General features: G+C 63.5%; 15 protein-coding genes. 12 read left to right on the top strand and 3 right to left on the bottom strand.

Translation table 11 applies throughout. The features are described 5' to 3' along the window. Nucleotides 1-61 precede the first annotated feature (61 nt). From ROSERS_RS06390 to ROSERS_RS06405, 4 genes are all read left to right on the top strand, one after another. On the top strand, nt 62-994 hold the full coding sequence (locus ROSERS_RS06390) for an ABC transporter ATP-binding protein (RefSeq protein WP_011955993.1): 933 nt from the start codon (nt 62-64) through the stop codon (nt 992-994). A gap of 232 nt (nt 995-1,226) precedes the next feature. After that, nucleotides 1,227-2,264 (top strand): NAD(P)-dependent oxidoreductase, encoded by a 1,038-nt coding sequence (locus tag ROSERS_RS06395; RefSeq protein ID WP_083763358.1) that lies wholly within the window; start codon nt 1,227-1,229, stop codon nt 2,262-2,264. Beyond that, nucleotides 2,261-3,175 carry a GNAT family N-acetyltransferase gene (locus ROSERS_RS06400; protein WP_011955995.1) on the top strand — a complete coding sequence of 305 codons (915 nt, stop codon included), beginning with the start codon at nt 2,261-2,263 and terminating at the stop codon, nt 3,173-3,175. Before ROSERS_RS06395 ends, ROSERS_RS06400 begins: the two co-directional genes overlap by 4 nt. Nucleotides 3,176-3,181: 6 nt before the next feature. After that, nucleotides 3,182-3,688, top strand: coding sequence for a GNAT family N-acetyltransferase (locus tag ROSERS_RS06405; RefSeq protein WP_011955996.1), 507 nt, complete (start codon nt 3,182-3,184; stop codon nt 3,686-3,688). Between the two features lie 162 nt (nt 3,689-3,850). On the opposite strand, the gene priA is transcribed toward ROSERS_RS06405, so the two are convergent. Further along, complete coding sequence (gene priA / locus ROSERS_RS06410; protein WP_041333161.1) at nt 3,851-6,439, bottom strand: replication restart helicase PriA; 2,589 nt, start codon at nt 6,437-6,439, stop codon at nt 3,851-3,853. A 639-nt stretch (nt 6,440-7,078) separates the two neighbouring features. On the opposite strand from priA, the gene ROSERS_RS25510 reads away from it, so the two are divergent. The 5 genes from ROSERS_RS25510 (at nt 7,079) to ROSERS_RS24790 (ending at nt 12,959) form a co-directional block, all read left to right on the top strand. Then, on the top strand, nt 7,079-7,252 hold the full coding sequence (locus ROSERS_RS25510; RefSeq protein WP_011955998.1) for a hypothetical protein: 174 nt from the start codon (nt 7,079-7,081) through the stop codon (nt 7,250-7,252). Nucleotides 7,253-7,255: 3 nt separating this feature from the next. After that, a complete protein-coding gene (locus tag ROSERS_RS06415) occupies nt 7,256-7,798 on the top strand; it encodes a XamI family restriction endonuclease (RefSeq protein WP_011955999.1) in 543 nt (180 codons plus the stop codon). Between the two features lie 5 nt (nt 7,799-7,803). Next, nucleotides 7,804-9,408, top strand: coding sequence for an Eco57I restriction-modification methylase domain-containing protein (locus ROSERS_RS06420; RefSeq protein ID WP_011956000.1), 1,605 nt, complete (start codon nt 7,804-7,806; stop codon nt 9,406-9,408). Nucleotides 9,409-10,068: 660 nt separating this feature from the next. Then, on the top strand, nt 10,069-10,413 hold the full coding sequence (locus ROSERS_RS06425) for a hypothetical protein (protein WP_011956001.1): 345 nt from the start codon (nt 10,069-10,071) through the stop codon (nt 10,411-10,413). Further along, nucleotides 10,383-12,959: a CHAT domain-containing protein gene (locus ROSERS_RS24790; RefSeq protein ID WP_083763264.1), complete on the top strand. Its 2,577-nt coding sequence runs from the start codon at nt 10,383-10,385 to the stop codon at nt 12,957-12,959. Before ROSERS_RS06425 ends, ROSERS_RS24790 begins: the two co-directional genes overlap by 31 nt. Nucleotides 12,960-12,989: 30 nt before the next feature. On the opposite strand, the gene ROSERS_RS06440 is transcribed toward ROSERS_RS24790, so the two are convergent. Then, the gene (locus tag ROSERS_RS06440; RefSeq protein ID WP_011956003.1) at nt 12,990-14,363 is read right to left on the bottom strand and encodes a sugar phosphate nucleotidyltransferase; all 1,374 of its coding nucleotides are present in this window, start codon (nt 14,361-14,363) and stop codon (nt 12,990-12,992) included. Between the two features lie 45 nt (nt 14,364-14,408). Further along, on the bottom strand, nt 14,409-15,548 hold the full coding sequence (locus tag ROSERS_RS06445; protein ID WP_011956004.1) for a site-2 protease family protein: 1,140 nt from the start codon (nt 15,546-15,548) through the stop codon (nt 14,409-14,411). A 500-nt stretch (nt 15,549-16,048) separates the two neighbouring features. On the opposite strand from ROSERS_RS06445, the gene ROSERS_RS27135 reads away from it, so the two are divergent. The 3 genes from ROSERS_RS27135 (at nt 16,049) to ROSERS_RS06460 (ending at nt 20,511) form a co-directional block, all read left to right on the top strand. Further along, nucleotides 16,049-17,041 carry a DUF4351 domain-containing protein gene (locus ROSERS_RS27135; protein ID WP_011956005.1) on the top strand — a complete coding sequence of 331 codons (993 nt, stop codon included), beginning with the start codon at nt 16,049-16,051 and terminating at the stop codon, nt 17,039-17,041. Nucleotides 17,042-17,061: 20 nt separating this feature from the next. After that, nucleotides 17,062-17,547 (top strand): DUF4351 domain-containing protein, encoded by a 486-nt coding sequence (locus ROSERS_RS06455; protein ID WP_232282781.1) that lies wholly within the window; start codon nt 17,062-17,064, stop codon nt 17,545-17,547. A 741-nt stretch (nt 17,548-18,288) separates the two neighbouring features. After that, on the top strand, nt 18,289-20,511 hold the full coding sequence (locus tag ROSERS_RS06460) for a beta strand repeat-containing protein (protein WP_011956007.1): 2,223 nt from the start codon (nt 18,289-18,291) through the stop codon (nt 20,509-20,511). The last annotated feature ends 193 nt before the right edge of the window (nt 20,512-20,704 follow it).

Genomic DNA, 20,704 nt, shown 5'->3' on the forward strand with positions numbered 1-20,704 from the left:
CGCCCGCGCACCCAGGACGCGTGCTCTGGTTGCACATGAAGGGATCATCACGTTCTGTCCTATGCCTGACTATGTGATCGAAACAAGCGGTCTGCGCAAGGTGTACGGCGCAAAAGTCGCCGTTGCCGACCTGACGCTTCAGGTGCCGCGCGGCGAGGTGTTTGCCTTCCTGGGACCGAACGGCGCCGGCAAGAGCACGGCGGTCAAGATGCTGCTGGGGTTGGTGAAGCCAACGAGCGGCACGGCGCAGGTACTGGGCGCCGCTCCCGCCGACCCGCGTGCGATGGCGCGGATCGGCTTTCTGCCGGAGCACTTCCGGTTTCACGAATGGTTACAGGCTGCTGAGTTTCTCGACCTGCACGCACGCCTGAGCGGGATGTCGGCTGACGCGCGGCGGCGGCGCATTCCCGATGTGCTGGCGCTCGTCGGCTTGTCTGAGCATGCGCGGCGTCCGCTCGCCGATTTCTCCAAAGGCATGCTTCAGCGCATCGGTCTGGCACAGGCGCTGATTCACGATCCGGAACTGGTGTTTCTCGATGAGCCGACCTCGGCGCTCGACCCGTTCGGGCGAATGCTGGTGCGCGGCATTATCCGCGATCTGCGCGCGCGCGGCACGACAGTCTTCCTCAACTCCCATCTGCTCGGCGAGGTCGAAATGACCTGTGACCGGGCGGCATTCATCCGCGCGGGGCGGGTGCTCCGCACCCTGAACCTGCACGAATCGGCAGCAGGTAGAGTGCGAGTTGCGTTGCGTGTGGCAGGAGCATCGAACGGGCTGATCGAGTCACTGAGTGTGTTCTGCGCTGATGGACAGGCGCCACATGAGACATCTCCCGGCATAATCGAACTGGAAGTCGCCAGTGAGGATGTGTTGCCGCAGATTGCGGAGCGAATCATTGCCAGCGGTGCGCGCCTCTATGCCCTGACCCCCCAGCGTGTCTCCCTCGAACAACTCTTCCTCGACATCGTTGGTCGCGATGACAGCGGTCAATGAGACTGGCGCCTGGCGCGCAGGTTGAGGCGCTCTCTTCTCCCGAACGACGGCGAAGGTGATCAGCGTGCTATTCCGCATTCATGGCATCCATGACTTCACTGCAAACGCGCACCGCTAAGACGCCGGGGGCGCGGAGATTTCCATCGATGACTTCACTGCAAACACGCACCGCCGAGACGCCGGGGGCGCGGAGAACCCTGAAAACGACCCATGTATGGATGCCTGGCGCAGCATGCGGGTGCGTGACTCGCTATGGAATCCGCCTCTGCGAACGCTGCGCCGCTGCGGTGAAATACCCTTTTTGCAGCAGACTCATACATGGTATGATATGCACGGGTTACCGTATCATCACGAGGGCAGCATGGAGCGTCTTGGGTTCATCGGGCTGGGGCGCATGGGGCAGGTCATGGCGGGGCGGTTGCTGGCGGCAGGCTTCCCGCTGACGGTTCACAATCGGACGCGCGCGCGCGCAGAGGCGCTGCTCGCAGGCGGCGCAGCCTGGGCGGAGACGCCGGCTGAGGTGACAGCGCGCAGCGATCTGGTTTTCACTATCCTCACCGACGATCACGCCGTTGAGACGGTCTACTGTGGTCGTGATGGATTGCTTTCCACCGATGCCTCCGGTCGTCTGTTCATCGAAATGAGCACCATTCGCACATCAACAATCCTGTCGCTTGCCGGGATGGTCGATCAACGCGGCGCGCGTCTGCTCGACGCACCCGTTTCGGGAACGGTCGCTCCCGCACGCGAGGGGCAACTGCTGGTGCTGGTCGGCGGCAGAACGTCGGATCTCGAGCGCGCCCGACCGGCGCTTGGCGTGCTTGGGCGACGCATTATCCATCTGGGCGGGCAGGGCGCCGGTACGACGATGAAACTGGTGCTCAATATGACGATGGCATGCTTCTGGGGTGCGCTTGCCGAGTCGCTCGCAGTGGGGCAACAGTTTGGTCTGAATATCGAAACGATGCTCGATGTCTATCTGGACTCGGCGGTTGCGCCGCCAGCGTTGCGCAGCAAAACTCCGGCGCTTCTCGGTGAGACGAGCGAAGTTGCCTTTGATGTGACGGGTGTACGCAAGGATCTGCTGGCAATGGTTGCGACCGCGCAGGATGCAGGGGTGCCTGCACCGGTTGCATCGGCGGCGCTGGCGCACTTCGCTGCCGCGACCGCTGCCGGATACGGTGAACGCGATCTTGCGGCAGTCGTCGAGTATCTGGCGGAAGTTGCGCGGCGCACGGCGCGCACCGCATTTACGCTGGGCGAGCCATGATTATCACGATACGCCCATTTACCGGCGCTGCGGATATCGAGCGCATGATCGACCTGGCATATGCCTTCCCGGACCAGTGCCTGCGCGCGGTTGATCTGCCGTACCGCCTGGCGTCGTGGACGCTCGATAATCCGCGGAACGCCAGTCTGTGGGAGGACGAAGCGGGGCGTCTGCTCGGTTTCGCCGTGATCCAGCTTCCCTGGCACTCGCTCGATACGTGTGCCCATCCAGCGGCATACGAAGCGGGGATCGAAGAGTTGATGCTGGTGTGGGCAACGGAACGCGCACAGGAGATTGCAGACCAGACGCGCCGCGACCTGACCGTGTATGTGGATGTATTCGAGGAAGACCTGGATCGCAGGGCGAAACTTGCAGCACACGGGTTCGCCCCCGACTGCCCGGCAATGATCCGGATGTCCCGGTCGCTGGACAGGGTGCTTCCCATGCCGTTTCTACCGGAGGGATTTACCCTGCGCCCCATCGATGGCATGCGCGAACTTCATGAATATGTTGCGCTGCATCGGGCAGCGTTCGGCGCCGCCGATATGACCGTCGAGTGGCGCAAACGTACATTGTGCATGCCACAGTATATTCCCGAACTCGATGTCGTGGCCGTGGCGCCGGATGGCCGTCTTGCCGCGTTCTGCATCTGCTGGCTGGGTCCGCGGATCGGCGAGGGATACATCGAACCGCTCGGCGTACACCCCGATTTCGCCGGGTTGGGTCTCGGTCGCGCAGTGTTGCTGGAAGGGTTGTGGCGTCTTCAGGCGCATGGCGCGATGACTGCCTTGATCGACCGCTATGAAGGGGACGAAGGCGCCCGTGTGTTGTATGAGTCGCTCGGATTCCGTACCCATATGCGAACTGTGACCTATATGCGCTGTTTTCGCGGCGCGCGGAGCATGGTGTGAGCCTGTATGAACGACTCTCTCGTGTTGACCGGTGAATATATCGAGTTGCGTCCGCTTCCCGAACGTGACCTGCCGAATCTGCTGAAGGTCTACCAGGGGACGCCGCTCTATTTCGACGGGTTGGGTGACCGGGCGGATCGCCTGACGCTCGATGATGTGCGGGATCAGTGGGTGCGGGCGCAGCAATCGCCGGACCGGATGTTGTTCGGTGTGTATCATCCGGTGACCGGTCTGTTGATCGGTGCGGTGGATGTGCAGATCGGCGCACCACGATCGGACGCGGCGGCGGTGTGGATCCTGATCTGGGGCGGATTTCAGCGTCAGGGATATGGTCAGGAGTGCATGGCGCTGATCGAGTCCTGGCTCATCCCGGCAAAGGCGAGTACCTTATGCGCAATTGCGGCAAATAATGAGGAGGGGATTTCCTTCCTCGAACTGCAAGGGTTCCGCCGCACCGACCTTCCAGCCGATCCGCCCATCGGGCGCGGAACGGCGTTCTGGATGTGCTGGTAAGGTCAGGCGGGCAATAGCCGATAGCTGATAGCCGATAGCTGATAGCCGATAGCCGATAGCCGATAGCTGATAGCCGATAGCCGATAGCCGATACGCTGTGGAATGGCGTTCTGGATGGGCTGGTAAGGTCAGCTGCGAACGGTCTGCTCCACCTTGCCTGCGTTACAACACATGCACCGGATCGATATCGACGATCCATCCCGGCGGGATGCGCAGCGCCTGGATCAGCGGCGTCGGGTCGAGGGCGCGCAGAATGAGGTGCCAGCGGTAACGGTTGCGCTGCACGCGGAAGAAGGCCGGCGCCGGTCCGACCAGGCTCCAATCATCGGCGAGGTGGCGAACGGCGAGGGAGCGAATGTCGTTTGCCAGCGCCTCGGCAGCGCGTCGCGCGCGGGCGTCGCTGCCAGCGCCATACACGAACCGCACCAGGCGCGCGAAGGGGGGATAGCCGGTCTGGCGGCGGAAGGCGATCTCTTGCTCATAGAAAGCGTGGTAATCGTGCTCCTGCGCAGCGCGAATGGCGTAGTGTTCGGGCGCATAGGTCTGAATGATCACATGTGCCCCCGCTTCGCGGCGCCCCGCCCGACCGGCCACCTGCGTCAGCAGTTGAAAGGCGCGTTCACCGGCTCGAAAATCGGGCAGGTACAGGCCGGTATCGGCAGCTACCACGCCGACCATCCTCACCATCGGCAGGTCCAGCCCTTTGGCGATCATCTGCGTGCCGACCAGCACATCCGCCTCGTGGCGCAGGAAGCGATCCAGCAGGCGGTCGTGGTCTCCTTTGCGCGTCACGCTGTCACGGTCCCAGCGCAGGGTGCGCGTTCTGGGGAAGAGCGTCGTGATTTCATCCACGACCCGTTGCGTGCCGACGCCGAACGATTTGATCCGCGCACTCCAGCAGTGCGGGCAGAGCGCTGGCGGCAGTTCACGGTGGTTGCAGGTGTGGCAAATGAGCATCCCGCCAGACGAAGCGGCCTGTCCATCGCCCGCCTCCTGGTGCAGGGTGAGCGGTGAGGAACAGGACGGGCAGGTCATGGCATGACCACAATCGCGGCACAGAAAGAACGACGCCGAACCACGCCGGTTGAGGAACAGGATCGCCTGATCGCCGCGCTTCAGCGTTTCCGCCAGCGCCGCCTGCAACGCCCGGCTGAAGATCGAGCGATTGTTCTCTGCCAGTTCGCGTCGCATATCGACAACCGTCACGTGCGGCAGGGGGAGTGTGCGGATATGCGGTAAGCCATCGGGTCCGGTTGCCGTCGTGATGCGCTCCGGCAATTCCAGCAGACGCAGATGCCCGGCGCGCGCGGCGGCATAACTTTCGACCGATGGCGTCGCGCTGCCCAGGATCAGGACGCTGCCGGTGATCGTTGCCAGGCGCTGCGCAACATCACGGGCGTGGTAGCGCGGTGCGGCATCGTGCTTGTACGATGGTTCGTGCTCCTCATCGACGATGATCAACCCCAGGTTGGGAAGCGGCGCGAAGACTGCGGAGCGCGACCCGATGGCGATGCCGGCGTCGCCGCGGCGCAGTCGCCGCCACTGGTCGTAGCGTTCGCCGATCGACAGTTCACTGTGCAACACTGCCAGTTGACCGGGGAAGCGCGCAGCGAAGCGCCGAACCATCTGGGTCGTCAGGGCGATCTCAGGCGTCAGCACCAGCGCCTGTCGTCCCAGGCGCAGCGCGCGGGCAATGGCGCGCAGGTAGAGTTCCGTTTTGCCGCTGCCGGTGACGCCGTGCAGCAGGAAGTGCGTCTGCGCTGGAGCGGCGCGATCTTCCGTTGCATTGGTGCACCAGTCGAGCGCCCCGGCGATGGCGTCCCATGCCTTCTGCTGCGCCAGGCTCAGCGTCGGCGGCGTATCGGGCGGAACATCGAGCAGCGCAAGCGGATCGCGCCACACGTCGCGGGCGATGATATCGATCAGGCCCCGGCGCTCCAGCGCGCGCAGCGTGCCAGAGTCGGCATTGGCGGCTGTGAGCAGATCGGGAACCGGGATCGGGTCTGGATGATCGATCAGGTACGCCAGCAGGTCGCGCTGTCGCGGCGCGCGCGCGAGACCCTCCAGCGCCGTATGTGCTTCGTCTGGGGGAAGCGCCAGGCGCACCAGGCGTTCGGTGCGGGGACGCGCGCGCGCGCGGGCGAGGGTGGCGCCGCGCGCAATCAACCCGCGCTCACGCAGGGCGGTGTAGATCGCCTGAAGTTCGGCGTCGCTGCCGCGCAGACGCTTCCGCAACTCACGTTCGGTCATCTCACCGCTGCGGCGCAGCAGGTAGAGCACATCACGTTCACCCGGCGGCAGGGCGCCGGGGTTCACGCTGTGCCCCTCCACCGTCGCACGCCATGTAGTCTCAGCTTCACGCGCAATGCCAGGCGGCGTCATAAGGGTCAGCGCCTCATAGAGCGACACCCGGTAGTAATCGGCGATCCAGTGCGCCAGGCGAATCTGCGCTGGCGTCAGGGCAATATCCGGGTCGGCAATGTCGATCACATCGCGCAGGGTCGGGGTCTGCGGGTCGAACCAATCGGCGGGATCGGCGCGCAGCGCGGGCGGGCTGAGCGCAACCGCCGGATCGTGCGGACTACCGCCCCACGCATACAGATCGAGCACCACCCCCTGGACATGCCGCTGTCGCAGCGGCGCCCACACCAGATGACCGACGCGCAGCAGGGGGCGCAACGACGGCGGCACGCGATAGGTGAAGACCGCATTGGCGCTCAGAGCGACATCGGCGAGGAGTTCGGCAGTCATACCACCAGTGTAACACATCCGTTTCGGGGCGGTGCAACGGGGTGCGCCTTCTGCCTTTACCCTTCTCCCACACGGGGCGAAGGGGGAGGCGTCTGTGCCCCCTCATCCCCCCGACCCCCTTCTCCCACAAGGGGAGAAGGGGGAGGTATGGCGTTCTGAAGCCCGTAACGGGCGGCGGAACGCGCGCATGCCTGGTAACGTGTGCGAGGAATAGAACACGGATCGACACGGATACGACGGATGAGCACGGATGATCACGGATGATGTTGATGAGTTTTGTCTGGAATAGTCGGGGTCTGCCGTGTTGCACGAAGCGCCCGTTTCTGGCAACGGGTGTTGGGGCACGGCATGCCGTGCCCTGACGGCGTCGCCTTGGCGTGGCTTGCCGTAGCGCGCGAGGCGCAGACCTTGCAAGACCTGCGCTCCTTCTCTCCGCGCCTCCGCGTGAGCCGGTCTGATGCGCCGGAAGAGACCACGGATCGACACGGATATGACGGATAAACACGGATGTTGTCATCCATCCGTGTTCATCCGTTTCATCTGTTCTGATGCGTGGTGGATTTCAAAACGTAGCAAAGCGCACCGCACCCAACCCATACTATAATCGCACAAAGGCTCATTCCTGCCCGACTAACGCCGATGACCCACGAACAAAGCATCGCTATCGACATTCCAGCCGATGAAGCAGCTACCCTGCTGCCCCTCCTGCAGCAGGGCGGCTTCACGACCCAACCGATCCAGCAGCGCGACCTCGACTGGCAGACGATCGTCGTGGTGATCCGCGACGCAACCGTGATGCCAGCGCGGATGTAAGGAATGTCTGCCGTGACTGTCAATGCCGATAAACCGGATCGCTGGAAGGCAGACATTGCAGCTTCAGTTGACTATTTCAACCGATGGTTTATCGCCTTTGCGCCTCAGACGTTTCGGTCGACACGGGTTACAACGACCGAACACGTGAAGCGTGCGCTTCACGTGACCGATGATCTGCGTCGCCTCGATGTAACGACACTGCGGTCAAATCCCGGCATACTCCCCACGCTGCGTATGTGCACCGCGCCACCGCTCGCCGTTGACCGACTCGTCGGTCTGGCAGGTGTTAGCAAGAACCTGATTGAACGAATGGAACAGGGGAACCTACCGGGCAAGACGACGTCTGCTGACCTTGATAGAGCGTTGACAAAAATCTGTGATATTCTTTCACAATTGTTAGACCGGGATATTTTCCCGTGGCTGGTGAACGGCACGGCGCTGGACGACCGGGAACGTGACCGATCCGCAACCATCATCGCCGACAGGCTGTGCAGCGCAGTAGCGAACCCTATCATTCGCAATGCCCAGGAACAACTGGGGTTATAAAGCACATGCCAGCAAACGACGCGAATCTGGTTGAATTGCAGCGACAGGCCCTCCAGGTTGCATTCGATGCGCGCACATCTACTGCTGAGCGGAATCGCTGCGGTCAATTTGCAACTCCCTATCCTGTTGCGGTGGAGATTGCTCGTTACGTCAGCCATATCGCACGCGATCGGCTGCCGACGATTCGTTTTGCCGATCCTGCACTCGGCTCCGGAGGTTTCTTCTCCGCCGCGCTTGCAGTTTTTGGCGCCGAACGGATCACCTCTGCGGTTGGCGTTGAGATTGACCCGGCATTGTGTGACGTTGCCCGCACACTGTGGGACTCGTCCGGTCTTGAGGTCGTTCATGGGGATTTTACCCGGATCGTCGACCGTTTTCACCGATCAGGCGCACCCAATCTCATCCTGGCCAACCCTCCGTATGTGCGCCATCATCACCTCAGTTTCGAGGAGAAAGAACTTCTGCGTGCGCTGACCCTCCGCATGACCGGCGTCAATGTGCACGGTCTCGCGGGGTTGTACGTCTACTTCGTGTTGCTGGCAACTGCATGGATGGCGGATGATGGCTACGCCGCCTGGCTGATTCCTTCGGAGTTCATGGACGTCAACTATGGCGCGGCGCTGAAACGCTATCTGACCGATCACGTCACGCTCATTCGGGTTCACCGCTTCGATCCGGCAGATGTGCAGTTTGGCGATGCGCTGGTATCGTCAACCGTGCTGGTGTTCCAGAAGACCCCGCCGCCTCCCGCTCACACCGTCGAGTTCACCTTTGGCGGCACCCTCTTGAGTCCATTGGTCAGTGACAGAATAGCGCTCCAACAGCTCCGCGACTCACGAAAATGGACGGTCTATCCACGTCATCCCCGCAATGATCGCTGCCTGTCGAGCGCCGGTGATGATGTCACGCTGGGTGATCTCTTTCGTATCCGGCGCGGGATTGCAACCGGCAATAATCGGTTTTTTATCCTCGAACGTCGTGAGGCTGAGCGCCGGGGATTTCCACACGGTTGCCTGCGCCCTATCCTGCCTGCTCCCCGTTTCCTGAAAACGACCGTCGTTGAGGCGGATCAGGATGGCTACCCGCTCATCGAACCGCAACTGTGCGTTATTGACTGCGATCTGCCAGAACCGGCGTTGCGCGTGCAATTCCCGACCCTCTGGGAGTATCTCCAGACGGCTGAAACGCCCGGCATCAGGCATGGCTATCTGATTGACCGGCGAACTCCCTGGTATCGCCAGGAACAGCGTGACCCGGCGCCGTTCCTCTGCACCTATATGGGGCGCGGCGTCGGGATGCAGCGGCCGTTCCGGTTTATCTGGAACCAATCACGTGCGATTGCGACCAATCTCTACCTGATGCTCTACCCAAAGGGCGGGCTGGCGCGCCTCTTGCAGCAGCGCCCCGATGCCGCCGCCGATGTGTTTGCACTGCTTTCACAGGTGACCGGTGATGAACTGCGGGGTGAAGGGCGGGTCTATGGGGGCGGTCTCCATAAGATCGAACCGGGTGAACTCGCCCGCATTTCGGCATCGGCATTCATTGACCGCTGGCCCGAATTGCGCGCGACGTCGCACCGTCAGCACGCCCTGTTTGAGGACGTCGGGTAGGAAGAGAACACGGATCGGCGCGGATATTGTCACCCGGCGGAATAAACCACGGATCGACACGGATACGACGGATGAGCACGGATGTCGATGAGTTTTGTCTGGAATAGCCCGCACCGGCGGGCTTCGCCGTGGATAGCCGAGGGCTTGTGGTCTTTGAGTAAATAATCCGCTACAGCCCGCGCAGGCGGGCTTCGCCCTGGCTAGCCGAGGGCTTCAGCCCGACGGCTAGCGCGGGATAGCGGAATAAATTCTCAATCTCCATCAGCCCCACGGCTAGCGGGGGATAGCGGATGTATTCCTCAATCTCCATCAGCCCCATGGCTGAATAGAACACGGATCGACACGGATATGACGGATCAACACGGATTCGATACGTTTGAATTCGTCCAGTCCAGCTCGCGCAGGCGGGCTTTGCCTTGCATAGCCGAGGGGTTCACCCCGACGGCACGCGCCAACCTGCACAGGCGGGCTTCGCTCCGTAGGACTGGAATAAACCACGGATCGACAGGATATGACGGATAAACACGGATGTTGTCATCCATCCGTGTTCATCCGTTTTATCTGTTCTGATGCGTGGTGGATTTCAAAACGTAGCAAAGCGCACCGCACCCAACCCATGCTATAATCGCACAAAGGCTCATTTCTGCCCGACTAACGCCGATGACCCACGAACAAAGCATCGCTATCGACATTCCAGCCGACGAAGCAGACGCTCTCCTGCCCCTCCTGCAGCAGGGCGGCTTCACGACCCAACCGATCCAGCAGCGCGACCTCGACTGGCAGACCATCGTCGTGGTGATCACCGATCTCGGCAAGATCGCCGGTGGTCTGACTGCGCTCATCACGCTGGCGGAGAAGATCAACGCCTACCGCGAGTCGATGCACCGTCAGGGGAAAACACCGCGCGGCGCCCTGCGCCGACCCGGCCAACCCCCGCTCGACCTGTCACTCGCAACCGACCAGGAGGTGCTCGAATGGCTGCTCAAGACGCCGCCGCAACCGTGATGCCGGTGCGGATGTCGCTGCTCTTTTCGGCGCCACTGGTGATGAAGCGGGGAGAGGAGACCGCTCCCATCACCCTGCTGCCGGTACAGCAGGAGATCGAGACTCTGGTCAATACCTGTCGCGGCCTGGGAGTGGCGCTGGAGATCGAGACCGCCATCGCCACGACCGAACGGATCGGTTATCTGTTTGCCACCACCCGCCAGCCGTTTGATGTGCTGCACTTCAGCGGGCACGGCAGCCGCCACCTCGATGGCGCGAGCGTGCTGGCGCTGGAGGATGAGACCGGCATCGTGCGTGACCTGGATGCCGTTGAGTTGCGGCGCCTGATCGGCAACCAGCCGTGCCGGCTGGCGTTCCTGAGCGCCTGCCATTCCGCCGGTCTCGCCGACGCGCTGATCGCTGCCGGGGTGCGCCACGTGGTGGCGATCAACGCCGCCGACCCGGTGATCGATCTCGCCGCTCGCGTCTTCGCCGTGCGCTTCTACGCCGCATTGTTCGCCGGGCGTTCAGTCGCCGAGGCGTTTGCCGCCGGGCGCACTGCCGTGGCAACCAACGACGAGTTGCGGCAGTGGAGCGATCCCGAAACACTCCAGACCCTGAACATGCAGGAAGAGGTGAAGTTTCGCCTCCTGCGGGAAGACGATCCGGTGCATCAGCAGCCGCTCGTGCCGGCGCCGCCGTCCGGTCAACTGACCTTCCGCCGCCCACCGTGGCAGAACACCAACCTCAGTCCGGTCGCAGCCGATCCGTTTGTCGGGCGCGCCCGCGAACTGCACGCTATCGCACAGGCGCTCCGCAACAACCGCTGCGTCGCCATCCATGGGATGGGTGGAATGGGCAAAACCGCCCTGGCTGAAGCAGCGGCACGCTGGCAACACGAACGCAACCGCTGGCGCGACGGCGTCTGGCGGGTGGCGCTGCGGAATATCACGACCGCCTACGAGGCGCGCAGCCGGATCGCGTTTGTGCTAGGACTGGCGCCAGAAACCGCCGAAAGTGACGCGACCCTCGCCGGTGCGCTCGCCGACCGCCAGAGCCTGCTCGTGCTCGATGATCTCGACGCCCTGCTGCTCCACGACCGCCAGGGGCTGGTCGGGATGATGCGGGCATTGCTCGGCACCCGCTTTCTGAAACTGCTCACGACCGCCAGGCTCGACCTGCCGGGGCGCATCCATCACGCTCCGCTTGAACTGACCTGTTTGACGGGGGCAGACGCCCAAACTGCGTTTCTGACGTATGCGCCGCCGATAGAGAAGTGGGGCGAATGGACGCCTGACGAATGGCGCGACCTGCTGCGCTTTCTCGACGGTTATCCCTTCCCGATCCGGCTGGCAGCAACGGCCATGCGCGCTGCCCGCCTCAGCCTGCGCGACCTGTGGTGTCGGTTGCAAGCCAATCCGCAGGGCACCCTCCGCTATCCCAACGATGACGAAGACCGCGAGACCAGCCTGGCAGCCACGCTCGATCTCTCATACAATGTGTTGCCGGCCGCTGCGCAACGCGCCTTTGCTCTGCTGTCGCTCTTCCCGGCCGGTCTGACCCGCAACGCAGCGCAGGCGATTGCGGACATCGAGGCAGAGACGCTCGAAACGGTTGTGCACTACGGCATGGCCGAATGGCGTGGCACTGCCGACTACGCGCAATGCGCCCTGCCGGAACCGGCGCGGCGCTATGCCGAAGCTCGCCTTGCGCAGCAGATGCCGGATGCGCTGGCAACCTATGCGCCAGCCGCGCTGGCATACTTCGCCGGGCTGATTGAAGCTGCAGATGAGGCGATCATCAAGGGAAATGAGCGCAGCGGCATCACGATCCTGACCCTGGAACAGCCTAACCTCGAACGCTACCTCGATTGGGGGTATGAGCAGGATACAGGGAATAGTGGAATCAACTGGGCAGCGCGGGCCACAGCGCGATTGAGAAACTACTGGAACCTCACCGGTGAACGCGGTCGTCTAGAAGTGCTGGCGCGTCTGAAGCGAGCGCTGGACAGCGCCCGGCGGAGCAGCGATACCACTGGCGAAGCCAATGTGCTGCAGGCCATCGGCGACGTGCAGCAGTTCCGCAAGGAGGTCGACGCCGCGCTGCGCAGCTATGACGAGGCGCTGCGCCTCTACCGCGCCCTCGGCGCCCGCCTCGGCGAAGCCAATGTGCTTCAGGCCATCGGCGACGTGCAGCAGTTCCGCAAGGAGGTCGACGCCGCGCTGCGCAGCTATGACGAGGCGCTGCGCCTCTACCGCGCCCTCGGCGCCCGCCTCGGCGAAGCCAATGTGCTGGCGGCGTTGAGTCGCCTGCGCATCGACGACGATGTCGCTGCATCGCAACAGTTGCTTGAGCAGGCGCTGGCATTGCGCCGGGCGATCAGGAGTGTGTATGATGAGGGTGTCGATCTCGGTAACTATGGCATTGCCCTGCTGCAGCGCGGGCGCGGCGCCGAAGCGCTGCCCTACCTGCAACGGGCGCGAGCCGTGTTTGCAGCTCACGGTTTGACTGCTCAGATTGCCTGGATGGATTGGTGGATTGGGCAGGCGTCGGGTGACGGAGGGTGAAGGTTTAACTTTCCGCCTCCGCTCCCGCACCTACCAGCCGTAGCGTTCCGGTCCCCAGGGGCGCGTGGTGACCTGTTGCGCGACCATGATCATCGTGCGGTCGGGGAGATCGTCGTGCAGGATTACTCCGGGTCCGCAAATGCTGTAGACGCCGAGCCGTCGCCCCGGCATGATGATCGCGTTGACGCCGGTGCGACAGAAGTCGCCGAAGTATGCCGCATTGGCGGCAGTTGTTGGAATCTCCGGTCGCCCCTTGATGCGCCAGACGGTGTCGCGGTCGTCGAAGCGCAGGTTGCCGCATACCGTCGCCGCGCCGAAATCGACCGCCTGCCCGACGACGCCCCAGATTTCGCAGTAGTGGTAGCAGTAGACGGTATCGAGCGCCACGCCGCTGAATTCGGCGCCATGCCCGTAGACCCCGCGCGCTCCGAGCGATGAGCCGCCGCCGATCTGACAGTAGTCGCGCACGACGGTTCCCTGCCCGATAACTGCGTGCCCCTGCACAATCGCGCCGTTGAGCGCCTTCGCGCCGGCGCCGAGCCACAGGTCGCCGTCCACCACCACGCGATTGCCGATCACTGCCCCCGGTCCAAGCACCAGGCGTCCGCCGATGTCGGCGCCATCGTGGACGCGCGCCGTCGGGTCGATCTGATGCCCCTCCAACGCAGCGGCCATGGCGCCGATCACCCGTCCATTCGCTTCGAGAATATGCCACGGCTTGTCAAGGTCGACGTGGAAGCCGGGTGCGTCGATGACAGCAACGGTTTCCCCTTCGTCGACCATCATCTGGAGCGACTGCGCGATCTCGGTTTCGACGGGCGGCATGCCACCCACGCCGACGCGCATCAGCGCCGGGTTGTCGCGCAGAAACGCCAACGCTTCAGGACGAAAGGCGTACACGCCGCAGAAGCGCCGGTCGCCATCGCGACTGTGCCCCTCGACGCCGCGCAGTTCCCCGTCGTCAACATATGCGATCAGCCAGTCGAGCGAGGACTCGGCGCCGAGGGGTTGCGTCAGCGCAGCCGCCAGGGGACGGTCGCGCTCAAACCGTTCCCGCAGCGCCGCAAGGTTGGCGCGGTCGGTCACACTATCCGCCGCAACCACCAGGATATCGCCGTCGATGCCGGCAGCGCCGAGGAACGCAGCGGCAGCCGTGCCATCGGGATGCGCCTGGCGCACAAAGGCAATGTCGGCGGATGCGCCGCGCAGGGCGGCGCGCACACTCGCTTCCCCTGCGCCGACCACGACGACCTGGCGGGTGATGCCGAGCGCGGCAAGGTCGTCGGACAGGCGACGCACAGCTGGGACATTCGCAATCGGAAAGGCGCATTTGTTGCGCACGACATTGTAGGGCCAGAAGCGCGTCCCCGCGCCGGCAGCGAGCAGAATGGCGGTCTGGATCATGGTTCTTCTCGCCGGATCTTCTAAAAGAGAGGAGCATCGCCGTCATCATTGCGGCACACCGACCACCTGCAACGGATTCGGCATAAACAGCAGCACAAATGTAATCAAACCCAGGACAGCCAGCGCCGCATGTCCCGGACCGATCCGCGAGACATCGTTCAGCGGCGGCGGATGGCGTGGTCCGATGAACAGTCCCAACACTCCCCACAGCAACCAGTTCGGCGCCACAAGAATGCCGAGCAACACACACCCGCCGATAAAGGCATACGCCAGGTAATGGGCATACTCGCCAAGGAGCGCATACGCCACGTGCCCGCCGTCGAGCTGACCGATGGGCAGCAGATTGATCATCGTCACCAGCAAGCCGATCCACGCTCCCCAGGCAACCGCGTTCAACTGCACATCAACGCCATTGCCGGGCAAAAATTGCCCGAACACCAGATACTTCGCCATCGCGTACAGGATCGAATTGCCCTCCTGGATGTAGCCTCCGGGAGGCGGCGGACCGACCGGCGAGGTCGCCAGCCCGTAGAAGAGCAACGGAAGAGCGACAACCAGCCCGGCAAGCGGACCGGCAATGCCGATTTCCAGGATCGTCTTGCGGTCGAGCATTGGCTCACGCTGAACAATGACCGCGCCGAGCGTACCGGTGAAGGTAATGATCCCCAGCCCCGGAATCGGGATCGGCGGCACAGGGATGAAATACGGCAGACTGACCGGCGCGCGTCGCCAGCGTCCGACGATGTAGTGCCCCATCTCGTGAACGAACAGGATGCCCATAATCGTCGCCGAAAACGGGATGCCAGCCACAATCCCCGCCGGATTGCTGAACACATCGATGCCATCGTAGAGCGCGCCGACCATGAGGGTCGAGAGAACCGTGATGATAAACAGCGCAACCGGAAGCACAATGTTGGGTTTGGGCGCAGAAATGACGAACGGCAGCGCCATGATCTCCACATCGTCACCCGATTTGCGCAAGAAGGGGGTGAATCCCAGCGCCGCCATCCCCGCCCGAATCTGCGGGTAGACCTTATCGGCGGGGGCGTGAAGTTTCCCGACCATGGTCAGCGCGCCACGGCTATCCCAGGCATACCGTTCGATGGTCATCAACCCATCGAGCGCCAGGCGCACCCGTCCCATCAGTTCGAGACGATCAAGGGTGTCTGCAACGTGTGGTTCCACAAAACCATCCTTATCTGTTCAAGAAACCTGTGACTTCCCATGATACCAGCCATTTGGGAATTGTGGACTCGGATAAGTCGGGCTTGACCCTGACCGTGCGGGCGGATGAAGATGAGGATTATAGCGATGGGCAAAATGATTGACCCACGTGCATCCTGGGTGCGCGGGCGTCCCCGCCCGCATGGGGTGACTGCGGGCTGATGAAGATTGAGCAATAAATCCGCTATCCCGCACGAGCCGTCGGGCTCATGGCGATTGAGCAATAAATCCGCTATCCCGCACGAGCCGTCAGGCTGAAGCCCCCGGCTATCCAGGGCGAAGCCTGCCTGCGCGGAATGCGAACGCCAACGGTGACCCTATCAGCTATCAGCTATCGGCTATCGGCTATCGGCTATCGGCTATTGGCTATCGGCGACGATAAGCCCTCTCGTGATGCCTTGACAACCTGGAACAGGTGTGCTACTATTGACACGCTACCGGATACCCTTTGGAGCGCACCCATGCCCGCCGCCCTCGACCACGACGCGCTGTTCAAACTGGTGCTCACCGCCTTCTTCCGCGAGTTCATCGACCTGGTCGCGCCCGACCTGGCCGCCGCTCTCGATCCCGCACCGCCCGTTTTTCTCGACAAAGAGAGTTTCGCCGACCTCTTCGACCCCGACCGGCGCGAAGCCGACCTGGTGGCGCAGGTGCGCCTGCGTCAGCACCCCGCCACGCTGCTGATCCACCTCGAGCATCAGGCGCAGGCCGACGCTGCGCTGGATCGGCGCATGTTTCGCTACTTTGCGCGGCTCTACGACCGCTACGACCAGCCGATCTACCCGATTGCGCTCTGCTCCTATCCGCGCCCGCGGCGTCCCGCCGCCGACCGGCACGAGGTGCGCGCGGCGCAGCGCACGGTGCTGACGTTCCAGTACCAGGTGGTACAATTAAACCGGATGGACTGGCGGGCGTATCTGACGACGACCAATCCGGCGGCGATGGCGCTGATGGCGCGGATGCGGGTGGCGCCAGAGGATCGGTGGCGGGTGAAGGCGGCGTGTCTGCGGCTGCTGGCGGGTGCGCCGCTGACCGGAGCGCAACGGCGGCTGATCGGGCAATTTGTGGACATCTATCTGCCGTTGAACGCGCGCGAGGAGCAGGCGCTGGCGGCGGAAGTGGCGCGCCTGCCGGGCGCGGCGAAGGAGGTTGTGATGGAGTTGATCACCAGCTGGGAGCGGAAGGGACGCGCGGAGGGGTTGCGCGAGGGGTTGCGCGAGGGACGCGCGGAGGGGTTGCGCGAGGGACGGGCGGAGGGATTGCGCGAGGGGCAGCGTCTGGTGGTGGAACGGATGCTGACGCGCCGGTTCGGGGCGTTGCCGTCGGGGGTGCGCGAGCGCCTGGCGACGCTGACGGCGGACGAGTTGACGGCGCTGGCGGACGCGCTGCTCGACTTCACGAGCCTGGCGGAGGTCGAAGCGTGGCTGGCGGCGTCCCCGCCAGAGCAGACATAACGAGGAGATGATGGAGGGGATTGCTGTGCAATCCGGCGGCGATGGCGCTGATGGCGCGGATGCGGGTGGCGCCAGAGGATCGGTGGCGGGTGAAGGCGGCGTGTCTGCGGCTGCTGGCGGGTGCGCCGCTGACCGGAGCGCAACGGCAACTGATCGGGCAATTTGTGGACATCTATCTGCCGTTGAACGCGCGCGAGGAGCAGGCGCTGGCGGCGGAAGTGGCGCGCCTGCCGGGTGCGGCGAAGGAGGTTGTGATGGAGTTGATCACCAGTTGGGAGCGGAAGGGACGCGCGGAGGGATTGCGCGAGGGACTGCGCGAGGGGCAGCGTCTGGTGGTGGAACGGATGCTGATGCGCAGGTTCGGGGCGTTGCCGTCGGGGGTGCGCGAGCGCCTGGCGACGCTGACGGCGGACGAGTTGACGGCGCTGGCGGACGCGCTGCTCGACTTCACGAGCCTGGCGGAGGTCGAAGCGTGGCTGGCGGCGTCCCCGCCAGAGCAGACATAACGAAGGTGCGATGGGGGGATCACCAGCCGGGAGCGCAAAGGACGGGCGGAGGGATTGCGCGAGGGGCAGCTTCTGGTGGTGGAACAGGTGCTGACGCGCAGGTTTGGAGCGCTACCGCTTACAGGGTAGGTTTTTGAGGAAGCCCCTTTGTTCCTTCTCTTGTTTTGGGCTTCAGAACGCCCAAATGTACGGGCGCCGCGCTGCTGCGCCCCCACGCTGCCCTGCTGCGCCCCGCCATCGCACCCGCGCCCTGCCGTGCCCCGCCAAACCCGCCATCGCCCCCGCGCCCTGCCGTGCCCCCGCCATACCCGCCGTCGCCCCATGCCCCCGCCGCCCTCGCGCCGCGCTGCTGCGCCCCTACGCCGCCCCCGCGCCCCTACGCCGCCCCCGCCGCCCCCGCGCCGCGCTGCTGCGCCCCCACGAAGCGCTGCTGCGCCCCCGCCGCCTGCACGGGCGCAGCGGCGCTGCGCCCCCACACAGCGCCCCCACGCCGCGCTGCAGCGCCCCTTCACACAACATTCATCCCCGCCGCATACGATACAGATGAAACAAAGATCGCACTACCTGTTGCATGGTTTCGCCGGACATCTCACCTACCGCGCAGAAGGAACTGAAGGCGTCTCATCAGGGAGAAGGTTTGTGGACACACCATCAACAAGTCGCCCATCGTGGTGGAATGCAATGTAACCCATGGATGAAGGCGTATCCCGCCCCCGGAACAATTTCGAGGAGGAAACATCAATGAAGCCTTCCATTTCTCTCAATCTCTTCATCCGCGCGCTGACAATTTTGAGTCTTTGTGCAGGGTTGATCGGCGTCGCCGGTCTCACACCCCGCTCAGCGCAGGCCAATGTCCAGCCATCGTGCTCCACCACGCCGCTGTTCACCAACGGCACATTCATCACTGGGGAAAACAACGGAGCAGGAGGCGCCGATACCAGTTCGCCTCCATCGGATCCATTTCACCGAGGACTTGGCTTTCTGGTTGATCCGACGCAGCTACAGACCTCTTTTCCCTCTGGCTCTCCCAGGCGTGCTCGCCTGGCAGACGATTTCACCGTGACCAGTAACGGATGGCGTCCTTCAGCGCTCACTTTTTATGCCTACCAGACCTACGCCATCTCTTCGTCATCCAGCATCACCGGTGTGATAGATCTGCGCCTGTGGAACGGCACACCAGGCGAAGGCGGTGAGGTCATTGCCGGACCGGTCGATGCCACAATTACGAACAACCAGTGGACCGGCGTCTACCGCGCGTATTCCAACGATTTAGGAAACACCGATCGCCCGATCATGGCGGTAACGGTTAACTGGCCCTTTAGCATCACCACACTGCTGCCTGGCACCTACTGGATCGAGTGGGGTATGGCGGGTAGCCCCAGCTTTACCGGTCCCTGGGTTCCAGCAGTCAGTTTCGCCACCAGCAATAATGCGCGCCAGCTTGACCTGACCAGTGGCGAGCCGGGAACGTGGGCGCCGCGAGGTGATTATGATGTGAGTGACCGTATCGCCGAGTTTCCATTCGTGATTTGTGGCGACACCATTCCCACGCCTCAGATCACGAGCCTGAGTCCAGATCAGGCAGTCGCTGGCGGTGCAGAGTTTACGCTGACCGTCAACGGCAGCGGTTTTATCGACGGAACCGGATCGGATCGCTCGGTTGTCCACTGGAACGGAAGTCCCATCACAGCGACCAACTTCATCTCCAGTACTCAACTGACCGCCACCATTCCCGCCAGCAATATTGCGACTGCCGGGACAGCGAATGTCACCGTTGTCAATCCGGGGAATCTCACCTCCAACACGGCACCCTTCACCATCACGAACCCCTTGCCGACGATCAGCAGCATCAGTCCAGCGACAACGGTCGCCGGAAGCGGCGGGTTCACCCTCACCATCACCGGTACGAACTTCGTCACCAACTCGGTGGTGCGCTGGAATGGGAGCGACCGCCTGACGACCTTCGTCTCCAGCACCCGGTTGGAAGCCGCCATCTCCGCCAGCGACGTTGCGACCGCCGGGACGGCGAACGTGACGGTCTTCAACCCCACCCCCGGCGGCGGCGAGTCGGGCGCGGTGACGTTCACCATCAATAATCCGGCGCCGACGATCAGCAGCATCAGTCCAGCGACGGCGGTCGCCGGGAACGGCGGCTTCACCCTCACCATCACCGGCACGAACTTCGTCACCAACTCGGTGGTGCGCTGGAACGGAAGTAATCGCACCACGACCTTCGTCTCCAGCACCCAACTGACCGCCGCCATCCCCGCCAGCGATGTTGCGACCGCCGGGACGGCGAACGTGACGGTCTTCAACCCTGCTCCCGGCGGCGGTACGTCCAACACGGCAACTTTCACCATCACGAATCCATCGCCGACGATCACGACTATCAGTCCAGCGACAACGGTCGCCGGGAGCGGCGGGTTCACCCTCACCATCACCGGCACGAACTTCGTCACCGGCGCGGTGGTGCGCTGGAACGGGAACAACCGCACCACGGGGTTCGTGTCCAGCACAGTGCTGACCGCCACCATCCCCGCCAGCGACGTTGCGACCGCCGGGACGGCGAATGTGACGGTCTTCAACCCCGCCCCCGGCGGCGGCGAGTCGGGCGCGGCGACGTTCACCATCACTAACCCATCGCCGACGATCAGCAGCATCAGTCCAGCGACGGCGGTCGCCGGGAGCGGCGGCTTCACCCTCACCATCACCGGCACGAACTTCGTCAACGGCGCGGTGGTGCGCTGGAACGGAAGTCCTCGCCCAACGACCTTCGTCTCCAGCACCCAACTGACCGCCGCCATCCCCGCCAGCGACATTGCGACCGCCGGGACGGCGAATGTGACGGTTTTCAACCCCGCCCCCGGCGGCGGCGAGTCGGGCGCGGTGACGTTCACGATTCAGGACAATACCGTTGGATCACCACAGCAATACCGGGTTATGCTGCCGCTCATTACACGATAGCCTTCCATCGGCGGGAAGGCGAAATGTCGGGCATGGCATGTCGCGTGAAGGCATGCCATGCCCGGAGCAGCGGACAGGGCATTCTTTGCGCAGACATCATCCGCGTGTTGCGCATTGGTGAAGAGGCATTCGATTCAGTACACATTCCTCCGCCATTTATTGCGATAGGAATATCGTATCAACACGCTCCCCG

The sequence above is a fragment of the Roseiflexus sp. RS-1 genome, assembly GCF_000016665.1.
Lineage (GTDB): Bacteria > Chloroflexota > Chloroflexia > Chloroflexales > Roseiflexaceae > Roseiflexus.

Excerpts from the sequence above, each read along its gene's own strand:
- ROSERS_RS06390 (WP_011955993.1), top strand. The coding sequence starts at position 62 with ATGCCTGACTATGTGATCGAAACAAGCGGTCTGCGCAAGGTGTACGGC.
- ROSERS_RS06395 (WP_083763358.1), top strand. The coding sequence starts at position 1,227 with ATGCGGGTGCGTGACTCGCTATGGAATCCGCCTCTGCGAACGCTGCGC.
- ROSERS_RS06400 (WP_011955995.1), top strand. The coding sequence starts at position 2,261 with ATGATTATCACGATACGCCCATTTACCGGCGCTGCGGATATCGAGCGC.
- ROSERS_RS06405 (WP_011955996.1), top strand. The coding sequence starts at position 3,182 with ATGAACGACTCTCTCGTGTTGACCGGTGAATATATCGAGTTGCGTCCG.
- priA (WP_041333161.1), bottom strand. The coding sequence starts at position 6,439 with ATGACTGCCGAACTCCTCGCCGATGTCGCTCTGAGCGCCAATGCGGTC.
- ROSERS_RS25510 (WP_011955998.1), top strand. The coding sequence starts at position 7,079 with ATGACCCACGAACAAAGCATCGCTATCGACATTCCAGCCGATGAAGCA.
- ROSERS_RS06415 (WP_011955999.1), top strand. The coding sequence starts at position 7,256 with ATGTCTGCCGTGACTGTCAATGCCGATAAACCGGATCGCTGGAAGGCA.
- ROSERS_RS06420 (WP_011956000.1), top strand. The coding sequence starts at position 7,804 with ATGCCAGCAAACGACGCGAATCTGGTTGAATTGCAGCGACAGGCCCTC.
- ROSERS_RS06425 (WP_011956001.1), top strand. The coding sequence starts at position 10,069 with ATGACCCACGAACAAAGCATCGCTATCGACATTCCAGCCGACGAAGCA.
- ROSERS_RS24790 (WP_083763264.1), top strand. The coding sequence starts at position 10,383 with ATGGCTGCTCAAGACGCCGCCGCAACCGTGATGCCGGTGCGGATGTCG.
- ROSERS_RS06440 (WP_011956003.1), bottom strand. The coding sequence starts at position 14,363 with ATGATCCAGACCGCCATTCTGCTCGCTGCCGGCGCGGGGACGCGCTTC.
- ROSERS_RS27135 (WP_011956005.1), top strand. The coding sequence starts at position 16,049 with ATGCCCGCCGCCCTCGACCACGACGCGCTGTTCAAACTGGTGCTCACC.
- ROSERS_RS06460 (WP_011956007.1), top strand. The coding sequence starts at position 18,289 with ATGAAGCCTTCCATTTCTCTCAATCTCTTCATCCGCGCGCTGACAATT.